The following is a 15,055-nucleotide window of genomic DNA, read 5'->3' on the forward strand; positions in this document are numbered from 1 at the left end:
TTTGCAAAATTAGTATTTACGGCTTGGCAGCGCGTCGATTGCTTTTTGTCCTACGAATACATCTTCATTGGATTTGATCCATTTTGGCAGCTCTTTGCCTGCTTTCAAATCTTTAGCTGCTTGGAACAATTGAGGTCCGAGAAGAGGGTTACATTCAACGACAATGTTATGCTTACCGTCAGCTACAGCTTGGAAAGCATCTTTAATTCCGTCAATGGATACGATTTTGATATCGCTGCCCGGTTTTTTACCTGCTTCCTCAAGTGCTTGAATAGCACCCATTGCCATATCGTCATTGTGCGCATATACAGCTTGAATGTCTTGTCCTTCTGGTGATTTAAGAATCGCTTCCATAACTTGTTTACCCGTAGCACGGTTAAAGTCTCCATTGCCTGTTTTTACAACTTTAAAGCCTGGGTAGTTCTTAATTTGATCTTCAAAGCCTTTTTTACGGTCCGTTGCAGCGCTTGCGCCCCTGTACCTTCTAGCTCCACGATATTGGCTTTTTTGTCTTCACCGATCAATTTAGCCAATTCTTTAGCAGCATTTTGACCCTCTTGAATGAAGTCGGAACCGATAAAGGATGTGTAAAGATCTTCATTTTTCTTATCAATACCACGGTCTACAAGGATAACAGGGATTTTCGCTTGCTTCGCTTCTGTCAACACTTGTTCCCAACCTGTTTCTACAACTGGCGCCATTGCGATGACGTCTACCTTTTGTGCGATGAAGGAACGAATCGCTTTGATTTGATTCTCTTGCTTTTGCTGAGCATCGGAGAATTTCAATTCGATCGAAGGATCGTTTTTAGCCGTATCCTGGATAGATTGAGTTTCCGCTCCGCGCCAGCCGCTTTCTGCGCCGATTTGGGAGAAGCCTACGACGATTTTTTTGTTGTCATCTGTTTTTGCTGCACCACCGTTGTCGGCTGGTTTTTCAGCTGCTTTTGTAGGAGCAGCCGTTGCTGCAGGCGCCGTTGTTTGGTTTGTACCGCATCCTGCTACGAGTGCTAACATCACTGTTGCTGCTACTAAAGACCCCATTACGTTTCTTTTGTTTTTCATTTTCAAATCCTCCTTGTTTGATTTCTACATCCTTATTGTAGTTCGAATGGAGGACCCAAGTATTTACACCGAAAAGTCATTTTTTGCGTTATTCCGTCATTCAGAAATGTAAAATCAAAAAAAACTGCACGCTCCTGATTCGTTCAGGAACGTGCAGCTTTTCTTCAACATCATGGTGTTTTATTGCAAAATCCGGTGGGCCATTTCTGACAAATCCAGAATATCGATGCGATTATCCGCATTCAGATCGGCGCTTTTAACCAATGACCAGTCCTCATCCGCGGACGTTTTGCCATAGCCTTTCACCATAATGGCTAAGTCACCTACCGTTACATGTCCGTCACTATTCAAATCTCCCGAACCCGGCTCTTCAGCCCGAGTTAGGTGAATCGTCCTAGAGGTTCCCGTCAGACTCGTCTCATGGCCATTGGAGTCGGCAATTGTACCCGCCACTTCGATGGAGGCCGTATTGCTTTGGTCGGCTGCTCCCTCTAGCACCTTCAATTGAAGCTTCACATAATTAACGGTGTCCTCTGCAGTGGCAGAAGGCATCTCGTCATCACTTGCTTCCTCAGGCTTGTGAATAAGCAGTACGCGTACCCCGTTGGGTACATCTTTCTGTTCCAAAATCGGATATTCCGCATGAATAGCGTCAATAGACACCAATTCCAGAAGGGCAGGATCATAAGTAAACGTCACATCCTGAGCATAAACACTTCCCGTCACATTCGTAATACCAAAGGTAACATCAAAGGATTGCCCCACTGAAGCGCCATACACACTATCCAGCACAGCTTTTGGCTCCTGCTCAGGAGCTGGAATTCCCGTTAATATCCATCTAGCGACAATACTCAAATCTTCAGCATCCACTTTACCATCGTGATTCAAATCTGCTTTTAGATACGCCAGCCAATCAGGGTCTGAAGAAGATTTGCCGATAGCTGCAGCGACGATACCCAGGTCACCAATACTCAGCTTCCGATCTCCATTCAAGTCTCCTTCTATGCTGCTTTTGTTCACAGACTGGGTGAAGGCATCAAGCTGAAGCTTCAGCTGCTCCGCAGCTTGCGATACTTGATCTGCTGTTGCAGCAGGATCATTAGCAATATGCTGGGCAGCATCTATAGCTTGCTGCAGTGCAGCCTTTGCACCAATCGGATATTGACCGACGGATGTACCTTCAACTGCAGCGTCATGCTTCGCCTGAGCATCGCTGATAATATCGAGCAGAGCAGACTTATCTACAGATGAGATTGTTACTTTATGAGTTACGCTAGCTACATTCACTTCCTGCCCCTCGCCATCAGCAATGCGAATGGAAGAAAGCGTGATATTCGTGTCAGCCGTTTGCGCAGAAGGCTTTGCTTTCCACAGAACCCGAATCAAATCTTCAGATTGATGAACCGCATTACCGGAACCAATGCTAGCTGCGACAAGCCTCACTTGTCCGACGGCTTGCTTTTCTTCGATAATCTGAAAGCCCTCTTGAACGGATTCCGCAGATAAAAATTCCACACGTTCCGGGTCGTAAGCAAAAGTCACATCTTGAGCATACACACTACCCGTGACCACGTTTAACCCGTAAGTAATCGGAAACGTCTCATTGACACTTACTGCCGACGTGCCCGACAAAGCTGCAGTTGCTTGCGTCATTTCAGCGGCGTAGGTGGTCGATGCTCTCTGCAGCGGACTTGCAATCAGTAATACAAGCAGTGAGCAAAGCACACGCAACCATGCAATCCTCCTTACACGAATCTGTTTTTGAACGCCATCCCTCATGTCTGTCATTCACACTCCCTCTAGTCTCTGTCGCATTTGCAGCCGATAGGCACGGTGATTAGTTCCGATTACAATGGAATCGCTTTCATTTCAACCGATTACCTTCATGCTGCTGCATGTACAATTCAACTCCTAGATACATAATGTATCAGAATCTATTACTAGATTACCACACAAATCTACGATTGTCTTTTCAAAATTCCGCACTTTTTTTAGAAAAAATAGATAGTAAACCTGCACCACACTACGAACCATCACTACCAAGATGACTAAGTAGTTATCGGAGCGACCAAAAGCTGGTAACTCTGTAAAATAGAAAAAGTGCTGAATTGAATACATTCTGTATCCAATTCAGCACTTTTTATTGAGCCTTATTCAAATATTTTTTGTGCCATCACCGTCAGGTCGGTCAAGTCAACTTTGCCGTCGCTGTTCAGGTCTGCTTGTTTGTATTGTTCCCAATCGGAATCTGATGAAACTTTGCCATATGCTGCTGCGATAATAGCGAGGTCACCTACTGAGAATCTGCCATCATTGTTTGTATCGCCAGGAGTTGTTGTATGCACAGAATTCAGGAACGTTTGCAGAGCAGCATTGAGATCGCTAATGGCCTGTTCCACTTGCTGTTGTGTTGCGCTTGTATTGTCAGTTACCGCTTGAGCAGCATCTATAGCTGATTGAAGAGCAGCTTTGGAACCTGTTGGATATTGTCCTGCATGGTCACCTTCAACCGCAGCGTCATGCTTAGCTTGTGCATCTAGAATAGCGCTGCGAAGGGCAACTTTATCCACAGAAGCTGTGATGGATAAACTGTGGGTAACTCCAGCGTATTCTGATTCCTCTCCTTGCCCATTGGCGGAAATCGCTTTGCTGATTGTAATTTCCGTATTAGCTGATTGCGCTGTTGTCACTGCTTTCCAATGCAGCTTGATCAAATCGCCATCGATACTTCCCCCGCCAACATTTGCCGTAATGAGTCGGAGTGTACCCGGTGTGCTCGATTGATCGACAATCATGTAGCCGTCTTTCAATTCGTCAGCCGAAACAAATTCTACTTTTGCCGGGTCATACGTCACTGTCAGGTCTTGAGCGTATACGCTATCCGCCACACTTTGGAAACCAACCGTTACATCAAACGGCTGTCCACTGGCAACAGTTGCCGGTCCGTCAAGAACAGCGGTTGGCTCTTCGGAAGCTTGTGCTCCTCCTACCGTAAAGTAGTCAAAATCCACAGGAACCGAAGTACCGTCTGTAGCGGACATCGTATAAAGACCTACTTTTACATTGTTCAGATCTACAGTTACCGGATCAGCTGCTTGTGCCCAAGCCGTGCCGTCCCAGAAATAGGAAGTAACCTGATTTCCAACCTTGCGCAGCTGCAAATAAACGGTATCGGAGCCAGGATGCACCGCCATATGGGTAGCCTTCGTGTAGACCGCATTTTTCTCATAAGCCGTCTCTAGCGATTTGCCTGTTGATCCATCTGTATCCCATACGTGCCCTAATCGGGCGTAGTTATCTTCATCCTGCCAAATAAATAATCCTGCTTGCTGATAATTTTTAGAAACCGATGCAGTTACCTTTGTGGTTATGGAGAAATCACCTTCCGGTGCCTGCTGTAAGAAAACATTCTTGATCGCATTGCTTTTTTCGAAGCTATCACCGCCAAGAGAGTCAATGTGCAGGCTGCCCGGTTTTGTTGCCAAGCTCCACTTCGTATTATCCGGACGATAAATACTCCATTTAGCATCTAGTTGAGCGGAATCAAACGAATCTACGGCTGCACCGTTCGGAATCGGATCATGAACGTACAGCTTTAATTGCTTAAATCCTGTTTTTACAGCATTAAGAGCTTGTTGAATATTGCTTACGGAAGCCTGCTCATTTTGCATGACATCCATAGCAGATTGGACAATGGTCTGCAATTCATTCACTGCGCTTTGCGGATATTGGCCTGCCCCGGAACCGATCCGAACATGACCTAGGAAGGTTTGTGCTTTTGTAATTTCCGCTTGAAGATCGGATTTATTCACACTGCCGGTTAACGATCTATGTGCCTCAGCAATCCTATCAAAATCCATCTTCTCTACTTTACGGTCATACGTCATGAGTCCATTGATTTCATACTCCACATCGGTTATCTGTGTATAAATCGCTGCACTCAACCCGCTGTTTTTGAGTTCTTTCACTCTGTTAATGTATTGAATGTATCGATCTGTCAATTCTTCTTTGCTATTCATCAGCTGATAAGAGAACGTAAGTGGCGTCCACTCGTGTCCTGCTACATGCAGGCCAAGTCCACCGTACTCTCCAAGCACCGCTGCGCGCGTAGCAGATGGTGTCGGAGAATTAGGGGCAGGATAACTGTGCATATCGACCAGATCGCCTGCGCCGGTATCCCACCAACCACTCGCATTATTGATGAGCCTTGTAGAATCAAGGCTTTTCACGTAGTTGACCGCATCCTTACTCAATTGACCGCCTGCATCGAACTCGCCCCAGCCTTCGTTGAACACGGTCCATACGATAATGGATGGAACGCTGCGGAGCTGGTCGACCATTTCTTTGTATTGTCTCAACCATTCTGTTTTTGCTGCGTCAGAAATATCTCTGCCCTGGTTGCCTTGGCGATCCTCTAAGCTCGGCATATCTTGCCATACCAGCACGCCTAATTTATCTGCCCAATAGTACCAGCGCGCCGGCTCCACTTTAATATGCTTGCGAATCGTATTCATACCTATACGCTTCACAGTGGAGATATCAAATTTTAGAGCTTCATCGGTAGGAGCTGTATAAATGCCATCCGGATAAAATCCTTGATCAAGAGGACCCATCTGGAAAACAAAATTCCCATTGAGCAGCGGTCTCATGATGCCGTCAACCATGCCCAACTTGATTTCTCTCATACCAAAATAACTGCTTACCTGATCGGTTACCTGAGCACCACTTTTTAATTTCACAGTTAAGTCATACAAGAATGGATCATCAGGTGACCATAACCTTGCATTCGGAACCGGAATCGAGATCTCAGTACCAGCGTCACCGGAAGCAGTTCCCACAACCTCACCGTTCGCAGAAGCCGTTGCTTCGACAGTTAACGTTCCGTTACCGGAAGTAGCTGTTTTCAGCTTCAGAACGTTATGTTCAATATCGGGAACCATATCTAGCTTTTCGATATGTGCAGGAGCAACTGGCTCAAGCCAAACCGTCTGCCAAATCCCGGACACGGAAGTATACCAAATTCCTCCGAGTTTTTTAACAGTTTGCTTTCCTACCGGCTGATCATCCCCCATATCCGTTTTATCCAGGACATGAACGATCAGTTCATTCTCGCCGCTTTTGAGATAATCTGTGATATCAAAGCTGAACGAAGTATACCCGCCTTTATGAGTGCCGACAAGCTGACCGTTTACATAAATAGTAGCCAAGTAGTCGACGGCACCGAAATTCAGTTTAACACGCTCCCCATTCCAATTATCAGGCACCGTAAAAGAGCGCTTATACCACATTAAACTTTCAACACGGTGGATACCGGACAAAATGGACTCTGTCGCAAAAGGCACCAGAATATTCTCTTTCAACGTTTGGCCTGTTGGCACTTCATCATTCTCTTTGGCTGCTTGGAATTCCCATTTGCCATTGAGATTCATCCACTGGTCACGTGCCAATTGAGGTCTAGGATATTCAGGCAAAGCGTTGTTCTCATTGACTTCGCTAGCCCAAGGCGTCATGATCTGATATTTGGAACCGTTTTGCAAAAACTTCGTAAACGCAGGAACCACAGTCCCTTCCTCCGTTTGAAGTCCACCGCTGCCATCGTACGCAACACTAACCTGTGTTACATCTTTCGAATATACGGGGTCAGTTAAGTCTAGACTAACAACACTATGATCATTGTCTTTAAAGGATACGGTTGAAACCGGCCAATTGCTACCTGCCACCTTAACCTGAATATGATCCAGAATATTGGAAGGCAGTTCTTTTACAGCTTGATCCAGATGGAATTCCGCTTTTAACCCGTCTTCACTAATCGTGCCTACAGGTTCGAAGCCTTCAGGGACGTAAAAAGCTTCTGTTGGAATCGGCTGCTTCGGCACACTCGGACTCGACCATTTCAGATGTAAATTGGAGCCGCCGTTATTTTCAAAATACTCGATTTTAAAATCATACTTTTGGCCTGCCACTAAAGAAACCGGCGCGCTAACCTGTTCCTTCTCCCAATCATCAACCCAATGGTCAATGACAAGTTGATTATTGATCCATAGTCTAAAGCCGTTATCGCCGATCATAGAGAATGTATAATCTTCAGAGAAAGCAGGGGATATCTGTCCCGTCCATCTTACGCTGACTCGGTCCGATTGTCCTGTCAATTGATTGAGTGCTGACTCCAGGTTATCAAAGTTAACATTGGGATCCACAACTGTCGCTTTCTTCGTCAAAAAATTAAATTGCGGAGACCCTGAGTTGGTATAATACTCCGCTTTCAAACCATGTACTTGAGACGCTGCAGCTTCCGCGGCTTGAGCGGATCTTGGAAGAATCACTCCAGCAGATAGCATGGATAGAACCATTGTAGACGTGACAATTGTGCTTAGCCATTTTTTCACCTTCATAGCGTTGCTGTCTTCCTCCTTTTTAATACATTATGTATCAAAGTGTTTGCGCTTACATGAACTTGCAGTAAGTCATTTCCTTCCTCCCTTCCATAATAACTACAAGCTTTCGGCCTCTTTATTATAGAAAAGGGGAGCATCAAAAGTATTTACATAAATGAGCTCTTTTTTACAAAAATCACGAACTATTGATACATTTAGTATCAATTAAGATGAATTTGATTCTTACTACACCGACAAGCCTATATAAAATAAAAACCCATCGCATTAGCGACAGGTTTTTACTTTCACTTTAAAGCGGGTGATGGGAATCGAACCCACGCTACCAGCTTGGAAGGCTGGAGTTCTACCATTGAACTACACCCGCATCATAATCGGGACGACACGATTTGAACATGCGACCCCCTGCTCCCAAAGCAGGTGCTCTACCAAGCTGAGCTACGTCCCGATACATACCGGCGAGAGGACTCGAACCTCCACGGTTTCCCACTCGATTTTGAGTCGAGCGCGTCTGCCATTCCGCCACGCCGGCAGGCTTGAAGATGGCGTGCCCTGAGAGATTCGAACTCCCGACCTTTTGATTCGTAGTCAAACGCTCTATCCGGCTGAGCTAAGGGCACATTATAATATTGGAGCGGAAGACGGGATTCGAACCCGCGACCCTCGCCTTGGCAAGGCGATGCTCTACCCCTGAGCCACTTCCGCATGGGCAGCTCCCATCCTAGATGGAAGCATAATGCGCGTAGAGGGACTTGAACCCCCACGGTCGCCCGCTAGATCCTAAGTCTAGTGCGTCTGCCAATTCCGCCATACGCGCATAATTCAAATAGGTCCCACCGAAAATCTTTCGGGTTCCCTTCACCACATTCACTTTACCCTTTCGGTTAAAGCGATGAGCCATGTAGGACTCGAACCTACGACACCCTGATTAAAAGTCAGGTGCTCTACCAACTGAGCTAATGGCTCTTAATGTCAGGTGTCACTTAAAAGAAACTGGGGATCTAGGATTCGAACCTAGGCATGACGGAGTCAAAGTCCGTTGCCTTACCGCTTGGCTAATCCCCATCATGCTTTAAAAGAATCATGGGGCGATCGATGGGACTTGAACCCACGAATGCTGGAGCCACAGACCAGTGCGTTAACCCCTTCGCCACGACCGCCAAGTTAAAACAATGGAGGCTGATGGATTCGAACCACCGAACTCGTAGAGAGCAGATTTACAGTCTGCCGTGTTTAGCCACTTCACTAAGCCTCCGTATACGCCTTACTCAATTGAAAAATGGTGCCGTCGAGAGGACTTGAACCCCCAACCTACTGATTACAAGTCAGTTGCTCTACCAGTTGAGCTACAACGGCATATAAATCTATCAATGGTGGCTCGGGACGGAATCGAACCGCCGACACGAGGATTTTCAGTCCTCTGCTCTACCGACTGAGCTACCGAGCCCCAACACTACGGAAATTGAAGTAACGAAGTAGATCAGTATCTTCTTCTCGATTTACTCTGCATTCCTTTTATGGAATTTGGTTGCGGGGGCAGGATTTGAACCTGCGGCCTTCGGGTTATGAGCCCGACGAGCTACCGGGCTGCTCCACCCCGCGTCATTATTACATATATTCACTTCCTATCTGCTGATAGGAAAGTTATGGTGGAGGCTGACGGGATCGAACCGCCGACCCTCTGCTTGTAAGGCAGATGCTCTCCCAGCTGAGCTAAGCCTCCATGGAAGATCTTATGGTGTCCGCATAAAGTAATCAGATTGAGCTTCGTCAGCTTTACGTTACTTTGTGGGGAATATTGGTGACCCGTAGGGGATTCGAACCCCTGTTACCTCCGTGAAAGGGAGGTGTCTTAACCCCTTGACCAACGGGCCTTAATGAACGTTATTTGAATATTTCAAATAACGTAGTTTGCTTGGCAACGTTCTACTCTCCCAGAACCCTTCGGTTCAAGTACCATTGACGCTGGAGGGCTTAACGGTCGTGTTCGAGATGGGAACGCGTGGATCCCTCCGCCATCATCACCAAACGGTTGTTTTGTGTTAGCAAAACTGTGGTGAGCATACTTACGATGCTTCAGCCAGGAAACATCTTATGCTCTTTATTCAAGGTGGCTTGCACCCTGAAAACTAGATACGAAACTTACGTAAAGTGTGAGTATTTGTTAGACCGGTTTGTTTCCGGGTTCCCTTGGATTTTGATCCTCGGGGCCCCCGCAAAGTAATCGGAATTTGCTTCGTTAGCTTCACGTCACTTTGTGGGGACTGTTTTGGTTAAGCCCTCGACCGATTAGTATTCGTCAGCTCCATACATTGCTGCACTTCCACCTCGAACCTATCAACCTCGTCGTCTACAAGGGGTCTTACGAATTGGGAAATCTCATCTTGAGGTGGGCTTCACGCTTAGATGCTTTCAGCGCTTATCCCTTCCGTACATAGCTACCCAGCTATGCCTCTGGCGAGACAACTGGTACACCAGCGGTACGTCCATCCCGGTCCTCTCGTACTAAGGACAGCTCCTCTCAAATTTCCTACGCCCGCGACAGATAGGGACCGAACTGTCTCACGACGTTCTGAACCCAGCTCGCGTACCGCTTTAATGGGCGAACAGCCCAACCCTTGGGACCTACTTCAGCCCCAGGATGCGATGAGCCGACATCGAGGTGCCAAACCTCCCCGTCGATGTGGACTCTTGGGGGAGATAAGCCTGTTATCCCCAGGGTAGCTTTTATCCGTTGAGCGATGGCCCTTCCATTCGGTACCACCGGATCACTAAGCCCGACTTTCGTCCCTGCTCGACCTGTTTGTCTCGCAGTCAAGCTCCCTTATGCCTTTGCACTCTTCGAATGATTTCCAACCATTCTGAGGGAACCTTTAGACGCCTCCGTTACTTTTTAGGAGGCGACCGCCCCAGTCAAACTGCCCACCTGACACTGTCCCCGTACCGGATCACGGTACCAGGTTAGAACTCCGATACGATCAGGGTGGTATCCCAACGGCGCCTCCACCCAAGCTGGCGCTCAGGCTTCTACGGCTCCCACCTATCCTGTACAGATCGTACCAAAGTCCAATATCAAGCTGCAGTAAAGCTCCATGGGGTCTTTCCGTCTTGTCGCGGGTAACCTGCATCTTCACAGGTATTAAAATTTCACCGGATCTCTCGTTGAGACAGCGCCCAAGTCGTTACGCCATTCGTGCGGGTCAGAATTTACCTGACAAGGAATTTCGCTACCTTAGGACCGTTATAGTTACGGCCGCCGTTTACTGGGGCTTCGGTTCACAGCTTCGGGATTACTCCCTAACCGCTCCCCTTAACCTTCCAGCACCGGGCAGGCGTCAGCCCGTATACTTCGCCTTGCGGCTTCGCACAGACCTGTGTTTTTGCTAAACAGTCGCTTGGGCCTTTTCACTGCGGCCCCCTCGGGCTATTCACCCTACCGAGGCACCCCTTCTCCCGAAGTTACGGGGTCATTTTGCCGAGTTCCTTAACGAGAGTTCTTCCGCGCGCCTTAGAATTCTCTTCTCGCCCACCTGTGTCGGTTTGCGGTACGGGCACCTTCGCCTGGCTAGAAGCTTTTCTTGGCAGTGTGAAATCATGACCTTCGGTACTATAAATTTCCCTCCCCATCACAGCCCAGCCTTATGGTGTGCGGATTTGCCTACACACCAGCCTCACTGCTTGGACGAGCATCCATCAGCTCGCGTCACTATCCTTCTGCGTCACTCCATCACTCATAACGGCTACGGTGGTACAGGAATATCAACCTGTTGTCCATCGACTACGCCTTTCGGCCTCGCCTTAGGTCCCGACTGACCCTGAGCGGACGAACCTTCCTCAGGAACCCTTAGGCTTTCGGCGGATCAGATTCTCACTGATCTTTTCGTTACTTATACCGGCATTCTCACTTGAATGTAGTCCACCAGTCCTTCCGGTCTGACTTCTACCCGCATTCAACGCTCCCCTACCCAAGTACTTACGTACATGCCATAGCTTCGGTGGCGTGTTTAGCCCCGTTACATTTTCGGCGCAGAGTCACTCGACCAGTGAGCTATTACGCACTCTTTCAATGGTGGCTGCTTCTAAGCCAACATCCTGGTTGTCTGTGCAACTCCACATCCTTTCCCACTTAACACACACTTGGGGACCTTAGCTGATGGTCTGGGCTGTTTCCCTTTTGACAATGGATCTTAGCACTCACTGTCTGACTCCCGGATATGAGTTTGTGGCATTCAGAGTTTGACTGGACTTGGTAACCCTTGGCGGGCCCCGCACCCAATCAGTGCTTTACCTCCACAACTCTTGATTCCGAGGCTAGCCCTAAAGCTATTTCGGGGAGAACCAGCTATCTCCGAGTTCGATTGGAATTTCTCCGCTACCCCCACCTCATCCCCGAATTTTTCAACATTCGTGGGTTCGGGCCTCCAGTGAGTGTTACCTCACCTTCACCCTGGACAGGGGTAGATCACACGGTTTCGGGTCTACGTCCACGTACTAAAGCGCCCTATTCAGACTCGCTTTCGCTGCGGCTCCGCTTCTTCAGCTTAACCTCGCACGGGAACGTAACTCGCCGGTTCATTCTACAAAAGGCACGCCATCACCCATAAAGAGGGCTCTGACTTCTTGTAAGCACACGGTTTCAGGTTCTTTTTCACTCCGCTTCCGCGGTGCTTTTCACCTTTCCCTCACGGTACTGCTTCACTATCGGTCGCTAGGTAGTATTTAGCCTTGGCAGATGGTCCTGCCGGATTCCGACGGGGTTTCACGTGTCCCACCGTACTCAGGATCCCTCTAGGCATACGTTTGTTTTTGGCTACGGGGCTTTTACCCTCTTTGCCGGACCTTTCCAGATCACTTCGCCTAACAAACTTTTGCCACGTTGAGGTCCTACAACCCCAAGGAGCAAGCTCCTTGGTTTGGGCTAATCCGCTTTCGCTCGCCGCTACTGACGGAATCACATTTTGTTTTCTTTTCCTCCAGGTACTTAGATGTTTCAGTTCCCTGGGTATGCCTCTCATGCAGCTATGTATTCACTGCATAGTAACTGCGCATTACCACAGCTGGGTTCCCCCATTCGGACATCCCCGGATCAAAGCCTGCTTACGGCTCCCCGAGGCATTTCGTCGTTCGCCACGTCCTTCTTCGGCTCCTAGCGCCTAGGCATCCTCCGTGTGCTCTTTCTAGCTTAACCTTAGATTATTGCGCAGCAATCATTGCTACGTAAGAATCAGCTTTGCTAAAATTTCACTTCATCACTTGTTTGCACAAATGGTGATTAGGAATTCTAAGTTTCACGCTTTACGTTTCGTTTTCGTTATCTAGTTTTCAAGGAACAAACGATGTAACCGCTACAAATGCAGAGCACTGTCAGTTATCATCTGAGTTGCAACTGTTACATTCGCGAAGCGATGTCAGTTGTCAACCAAATTGAAAGGTTTATCCTTTCAAAACTGAACACGAGTGAAGAAGCTATTTGTGCTTTAAGCACTTGACTGGTTCGTTTCAGAACCGAGTCTCCATAGAAAGGAGGTGATCCAGCCGCACCTTCCGATACGGCTACCTTGTTACGACTTCACCCCAATCATCTACCCCACCTTCGGCGGCTGGCCCCTTGCGGTTACCTCACCGACTTCGGGTGTTGTAAACTCTCGTGGTGTGACGGGCGGTGTGTACAAGACCCGGGAACGTATTCACCGCGGCATGCTGATCCGCGATTACTAGCAATTCCGACTTCATGCAGGCGAGTTGCAGCCTGCAATCCGAACTGAGATCGCCTTTTTAGGATTGGCTCCAGATCGCTCCTTCGCTTCCCGTTGTAACGACCATTGTAGTACGTGTGTAGCCCAGGTCATAAGGGGCATGATGATTTGACGTCATCCCCACCTTCCTCCGGTTTGTCACCGGCAGTCATCTTAGAGTGCCCACCCAAGGTGCTGGCAACTAAGATCAAGGGTTGCGCTCGTTGCGGGACTTAACCCAACATCTCACGACACGAGCTGACGACAACCATGCACCACCTGTCTCCTCTGCCCCGAAGGGAAGCCCTATCTCTAGGACGGTCAGAGGGATGTCAAGACCTGGTAAGGTTCTTCGCGTTGCTTCGAATTAAACCACATACTCCACTGCTTGTGCGGGTCCCCGTCAATTCCTTTGAGTTTCACTCTTGCGAGCGTACTCCCCAGGCGGCATGCTTACTGTGTTTACTTCGGCACCGAGGAATCGAATCCCCGACACCTAGCATGCATCGTTTACGGCGTGGACTACCAGGGTATCTAATCCTGTTTGCTCCCCACGCTTTCGCGCCTCAGCGTCAGTTATAGGCCAGAAAGTCGCCTTCGCCACTGGTGTTCCTCCACATCTCTACGCATTTCACCGCTACACGTGGAATTCCACTTTCCTCTCCTACACTCAAGCCATCCAGTTTTCGATGCGAACCGGGGTTGAGCCCCGGGCTTAAACACCAAACTTAAATAGCCGCCTGCGCGCGCTTTACGCCCAATAATTCCGGACAACGCTTGCCCCCTACGTATTACCGCGGCTGCTGGCACGTAGTTAGCCGGGGCTTTCTTCTCCTATACCGTCACACACCAGGCAGTTACTCCTGATGCTGTTCGTCTAGGGCAACAGAGCTTTACGATCCGAAAACCTTCATCACTCACGCGGCGTTGCTCCGTCAGACTTTCGTCCATTGCGGAAGATTCCCTACTGCTGCCTCCCGTAGGAGTCTGGGCCGTGTCTCAGTCCCAGTGTGGCCGTTCACCCTCTCAGGTCGGCTACGCATCGTCGCCTTGGTGAGCCGTTACCTCACCAACTAGCTAATGCGCCGCAGGCCCATCTGTAAGCCACAGCTTGCACCGTGTTTCATGATCTCTCCATGCAGAGAAACCAGCTATCCGGTCTTAGCTATCGTTTCCGATAGTTATCCCGGTCTTACAGGCAGGTTGCCTACGTGTTACTCACCCGTCCGCCGCTAGCTTGTCCCCGAAGGGACAAGCCCGCTCGACTTGCATGTATTAGGCACGCCGCCAGCGTTCGTCCTGAGCCAGGATCAAACTCTCCAAGATACCCAAGAAAGTGAAGCAGATTCTCCGAAGAGAATTCCGATTACTTTCTCGGGGCCCGAAACAAAACCGAAGTCTGTCCGGGATATATCCGTTAAGCTGAATAAGCTCAATGTCTAAGCTAGCGAGATTTTACAATCTCATTGTTTAGAGTCGTTTACACGACTTGCTTTCTTCACTCGTTGTTCAGTTTTCAAAGAACAATTTTCTTTCGTTCACTGCCGTGTTACCGGAGCAGCGAGAAGTAATATACCATGTCTAAAATTCAATTGCAAGTGCTTTTTAAAATTTCTTTTTCACTACATCTGATCTTATCTCTACTTGTCTCGAAAGCAGGAAACACAATATATCACATTCAATTTCAGTGTGCAAGTTCATGTTAGCGGTATTGCTTCTAATGTGATATTACAAATAGACATCATGCCTGAACAGGTAGAAAACATAGCACACCTAGGTATCCGTAACAAGCATGTCACAGTTCATCAGAACATCTATGGAGTGTAAGTTCGCTATGAACAAAAATTGGCCTTCAGTATGTCAG

2 protein-coding genes, 15 tRNA genes, 3 rRNA genes and 1 pseudogene are annotated in these 15,055 nt (G+C 48.2%); all 21 read right to left on the bottom strand.

Annotated elements, in window-relative coordinates; all coding sequences use genetic code 11:
- Positions 1 to 9: 9 nt before the first annotated feature.
- The 21 genes and pseudogenes from L0M14_RS31910 to L0M14_RS15975 all read right to left on the bottom strand — a co-directional run bounded on the left by L0M14_RS31910 (position 10) and on the right by L0M14_RS15975 (position 14,517).
- Positions 10 to 1,064 (bottom strand): annotated as a pseudogene (locus L0M14_RS31910) (ABC transporter substrate-binding protein).
- Positions 1,065 to 1,244: 180 nt separating this feature from the next.
- Entirely contained in the window at positions 1,245 to 2,852 is a 1,608-nt protein-coding gene (locus L0M14_RS15880) for a cohesin domain-containing protein (protein ID WP_235117681.1), read from the bottom strand.
- 362 nt (positions 2,853 to 3,214) lie between these two features.
- The gene (locus L0M14_RS15885; RefSeq protein ID WP_235117682.1) at positions 3,215 to 7,456 is read right to left on the bottom strand and encodes a PA14 domain-containing protein; all 4,242 of its coding nucleotides are present in this window, start codon (positions 7,454 to 7,456) and stop codon (positions 3,215 to 3,217) included.
- Between the two features lie 296 nt (positions 7,457 to 7,752).
- Positions 7,753 to 7,823, bottom strand: a tRNA-Gly gene (locus L0M14_RS15890).
- Between the two features lie 7 nt (positions 7,824 to 7,830).
- Positions 7,831 to 7,904: transfer RNA gene (locus L0M14_RS15895), tRNA-Pro, on the bottom strand.
- Positions 7,905 to 7,909: 5 nt separating this feature from the next.
- Positions 7,910 to 7,988, bottom strand: a tRNA-Leu gene (locus L0M14_RS15900).
- 11 nt (positions 7,989 to 7,999) lie between these two features.
- Positions 8,000 to 8,076, bottom strand: a tRNA-Arg gene (locus L0M14_RS15905).
- A 10-nt stretch (positions 8,077 to 8,086) separates the two neighbouring features.
- Positions 8,087 to 8,161, bottom strand: a tRNA-Gly gene (locus L0M14_RS15910).
- A gap of 32 nt (positions 8,162 to 8,193) precedes the next feature.
- Positions 8,194 to 8,273 (bottom strand) — tRNA-Leu (locus L0M14_RS15915).
- 76 nt (positions 8,274 to 8,349) lie between these two features.
- Positions 8,350 to 8,422: transfer RNA gene (locus tag L0M14_RS15920), tRNA-Lys, on the bottom strand.
- Positions 8,423 to 8,449: 27 nt separating this feature from the next.
- A tRNA-Gln gene (locus L0M14_RS15925) sits at positions 8,450 to 8,521 on the bottom strand.
- 19 nt (positions 8,522 to 8,540) lie between these two features.
- Positions 8,541 to 8,616 (bottom strand) — tRNA-His (locus L0M14_RS15930).
- 13 nt (positions 8,617 to 8,629) lie between these two features.
- Positions 8,630 to 8,711: transfer RNA gene (locus tag L0M14_RS15935), tRNA-Tyr, on the bottom strand.
- 25 nt (positions 8,712 to 8,736) lie between these two features.
- Positions 8,737 to 8,812 (bottom strand) — tRNA-Thr (locus L0M14_RS15940).
- A 15-nt stretch (positions 8,813 to 8,827) separates the two neighbouring features.
- Positions 8,828 to 8,903: transfer RNA gene (locus L0M14_RS15945), tRNA-Phe, on the bottom strand.
- Between the two features lie 78 nt (positions 8,904 to 8,981).
- A tRNA-Met gene (locus L0M14_RS15950) sits at positions 8,982 to 9,058 on the bottom strand.
- A 45-nt stretch (positions 9,059 to 9,103) separates the two neighbouring features.
- Positions 9,104 to 9,179: transfer RNA gene (locus tag L0M14_RS15955), tRNA-Val, on the bottom strand.
- Positions 9,180 to 9,255: 76 nt separating this feature from the next.
- Positions 9,256 to 9,330 (bottom strand) — tRNA-Glu (locus tag L0M14_RS15960).
- A 39-nt stretch (positions 9,331 to 9,369) separates the two neighbouring features.
- A 5S ribosomal RNA gene (gene rrf, locus L0M14_RS15965) occupies positions 9,370 to 9,485 on the bottom strand.
- A gap of 240 nt (positions 9,486 to 9,725) precedes the next feature.
- Positions 9,726 to 12,644, bottom strand: a 23S ribosomal RNA gene (locus L0M14_RS15970).
- A 331-nt stretch (positions 12,645 to 12,975) separates the two neighbouring features.
- Positions 12,976 to 14,517: ribosomal RNA gene (locus tag L0M14_RS15975) — 16S ribosomal RNA — on the bottom strand.
- Together the 16S, 23S and 5S rRNA genes with 15 tRNA genes alongside form the textbook arrangement of a ribosomal RNA operon.
- Between the last annotated feature and the right edge of the window lie 538 nt (positions 14,518 to 15,055).

This window comes from Paenibacillus hexagrammi (assembly GCF_021513275.1).
GTDB lineage: Bacteria > Bacillota > Bacilli > Paenibacillales > NBRC-103111 > Paenibacillus_E > Paenibacillus_E hexagrammi.

Excerpts from the sequence above, each read along its gene's own strand:
- L0M14_RS15880 (WP_235117681.1), bottom strand. The coding sequence starts at position 2,852 with ATGACAGACATGAGGGATGGCGTTCAAAAACAGATTCGTGTAAGGAGG.
- L0M14_RS15885 (WP_235117682.1), bottom strand. The coding sequence starts at position 7,456 with ATGAAGGTGAAAAAATGGCTAAGCACAATTGTCACGTCTACAATGGTT.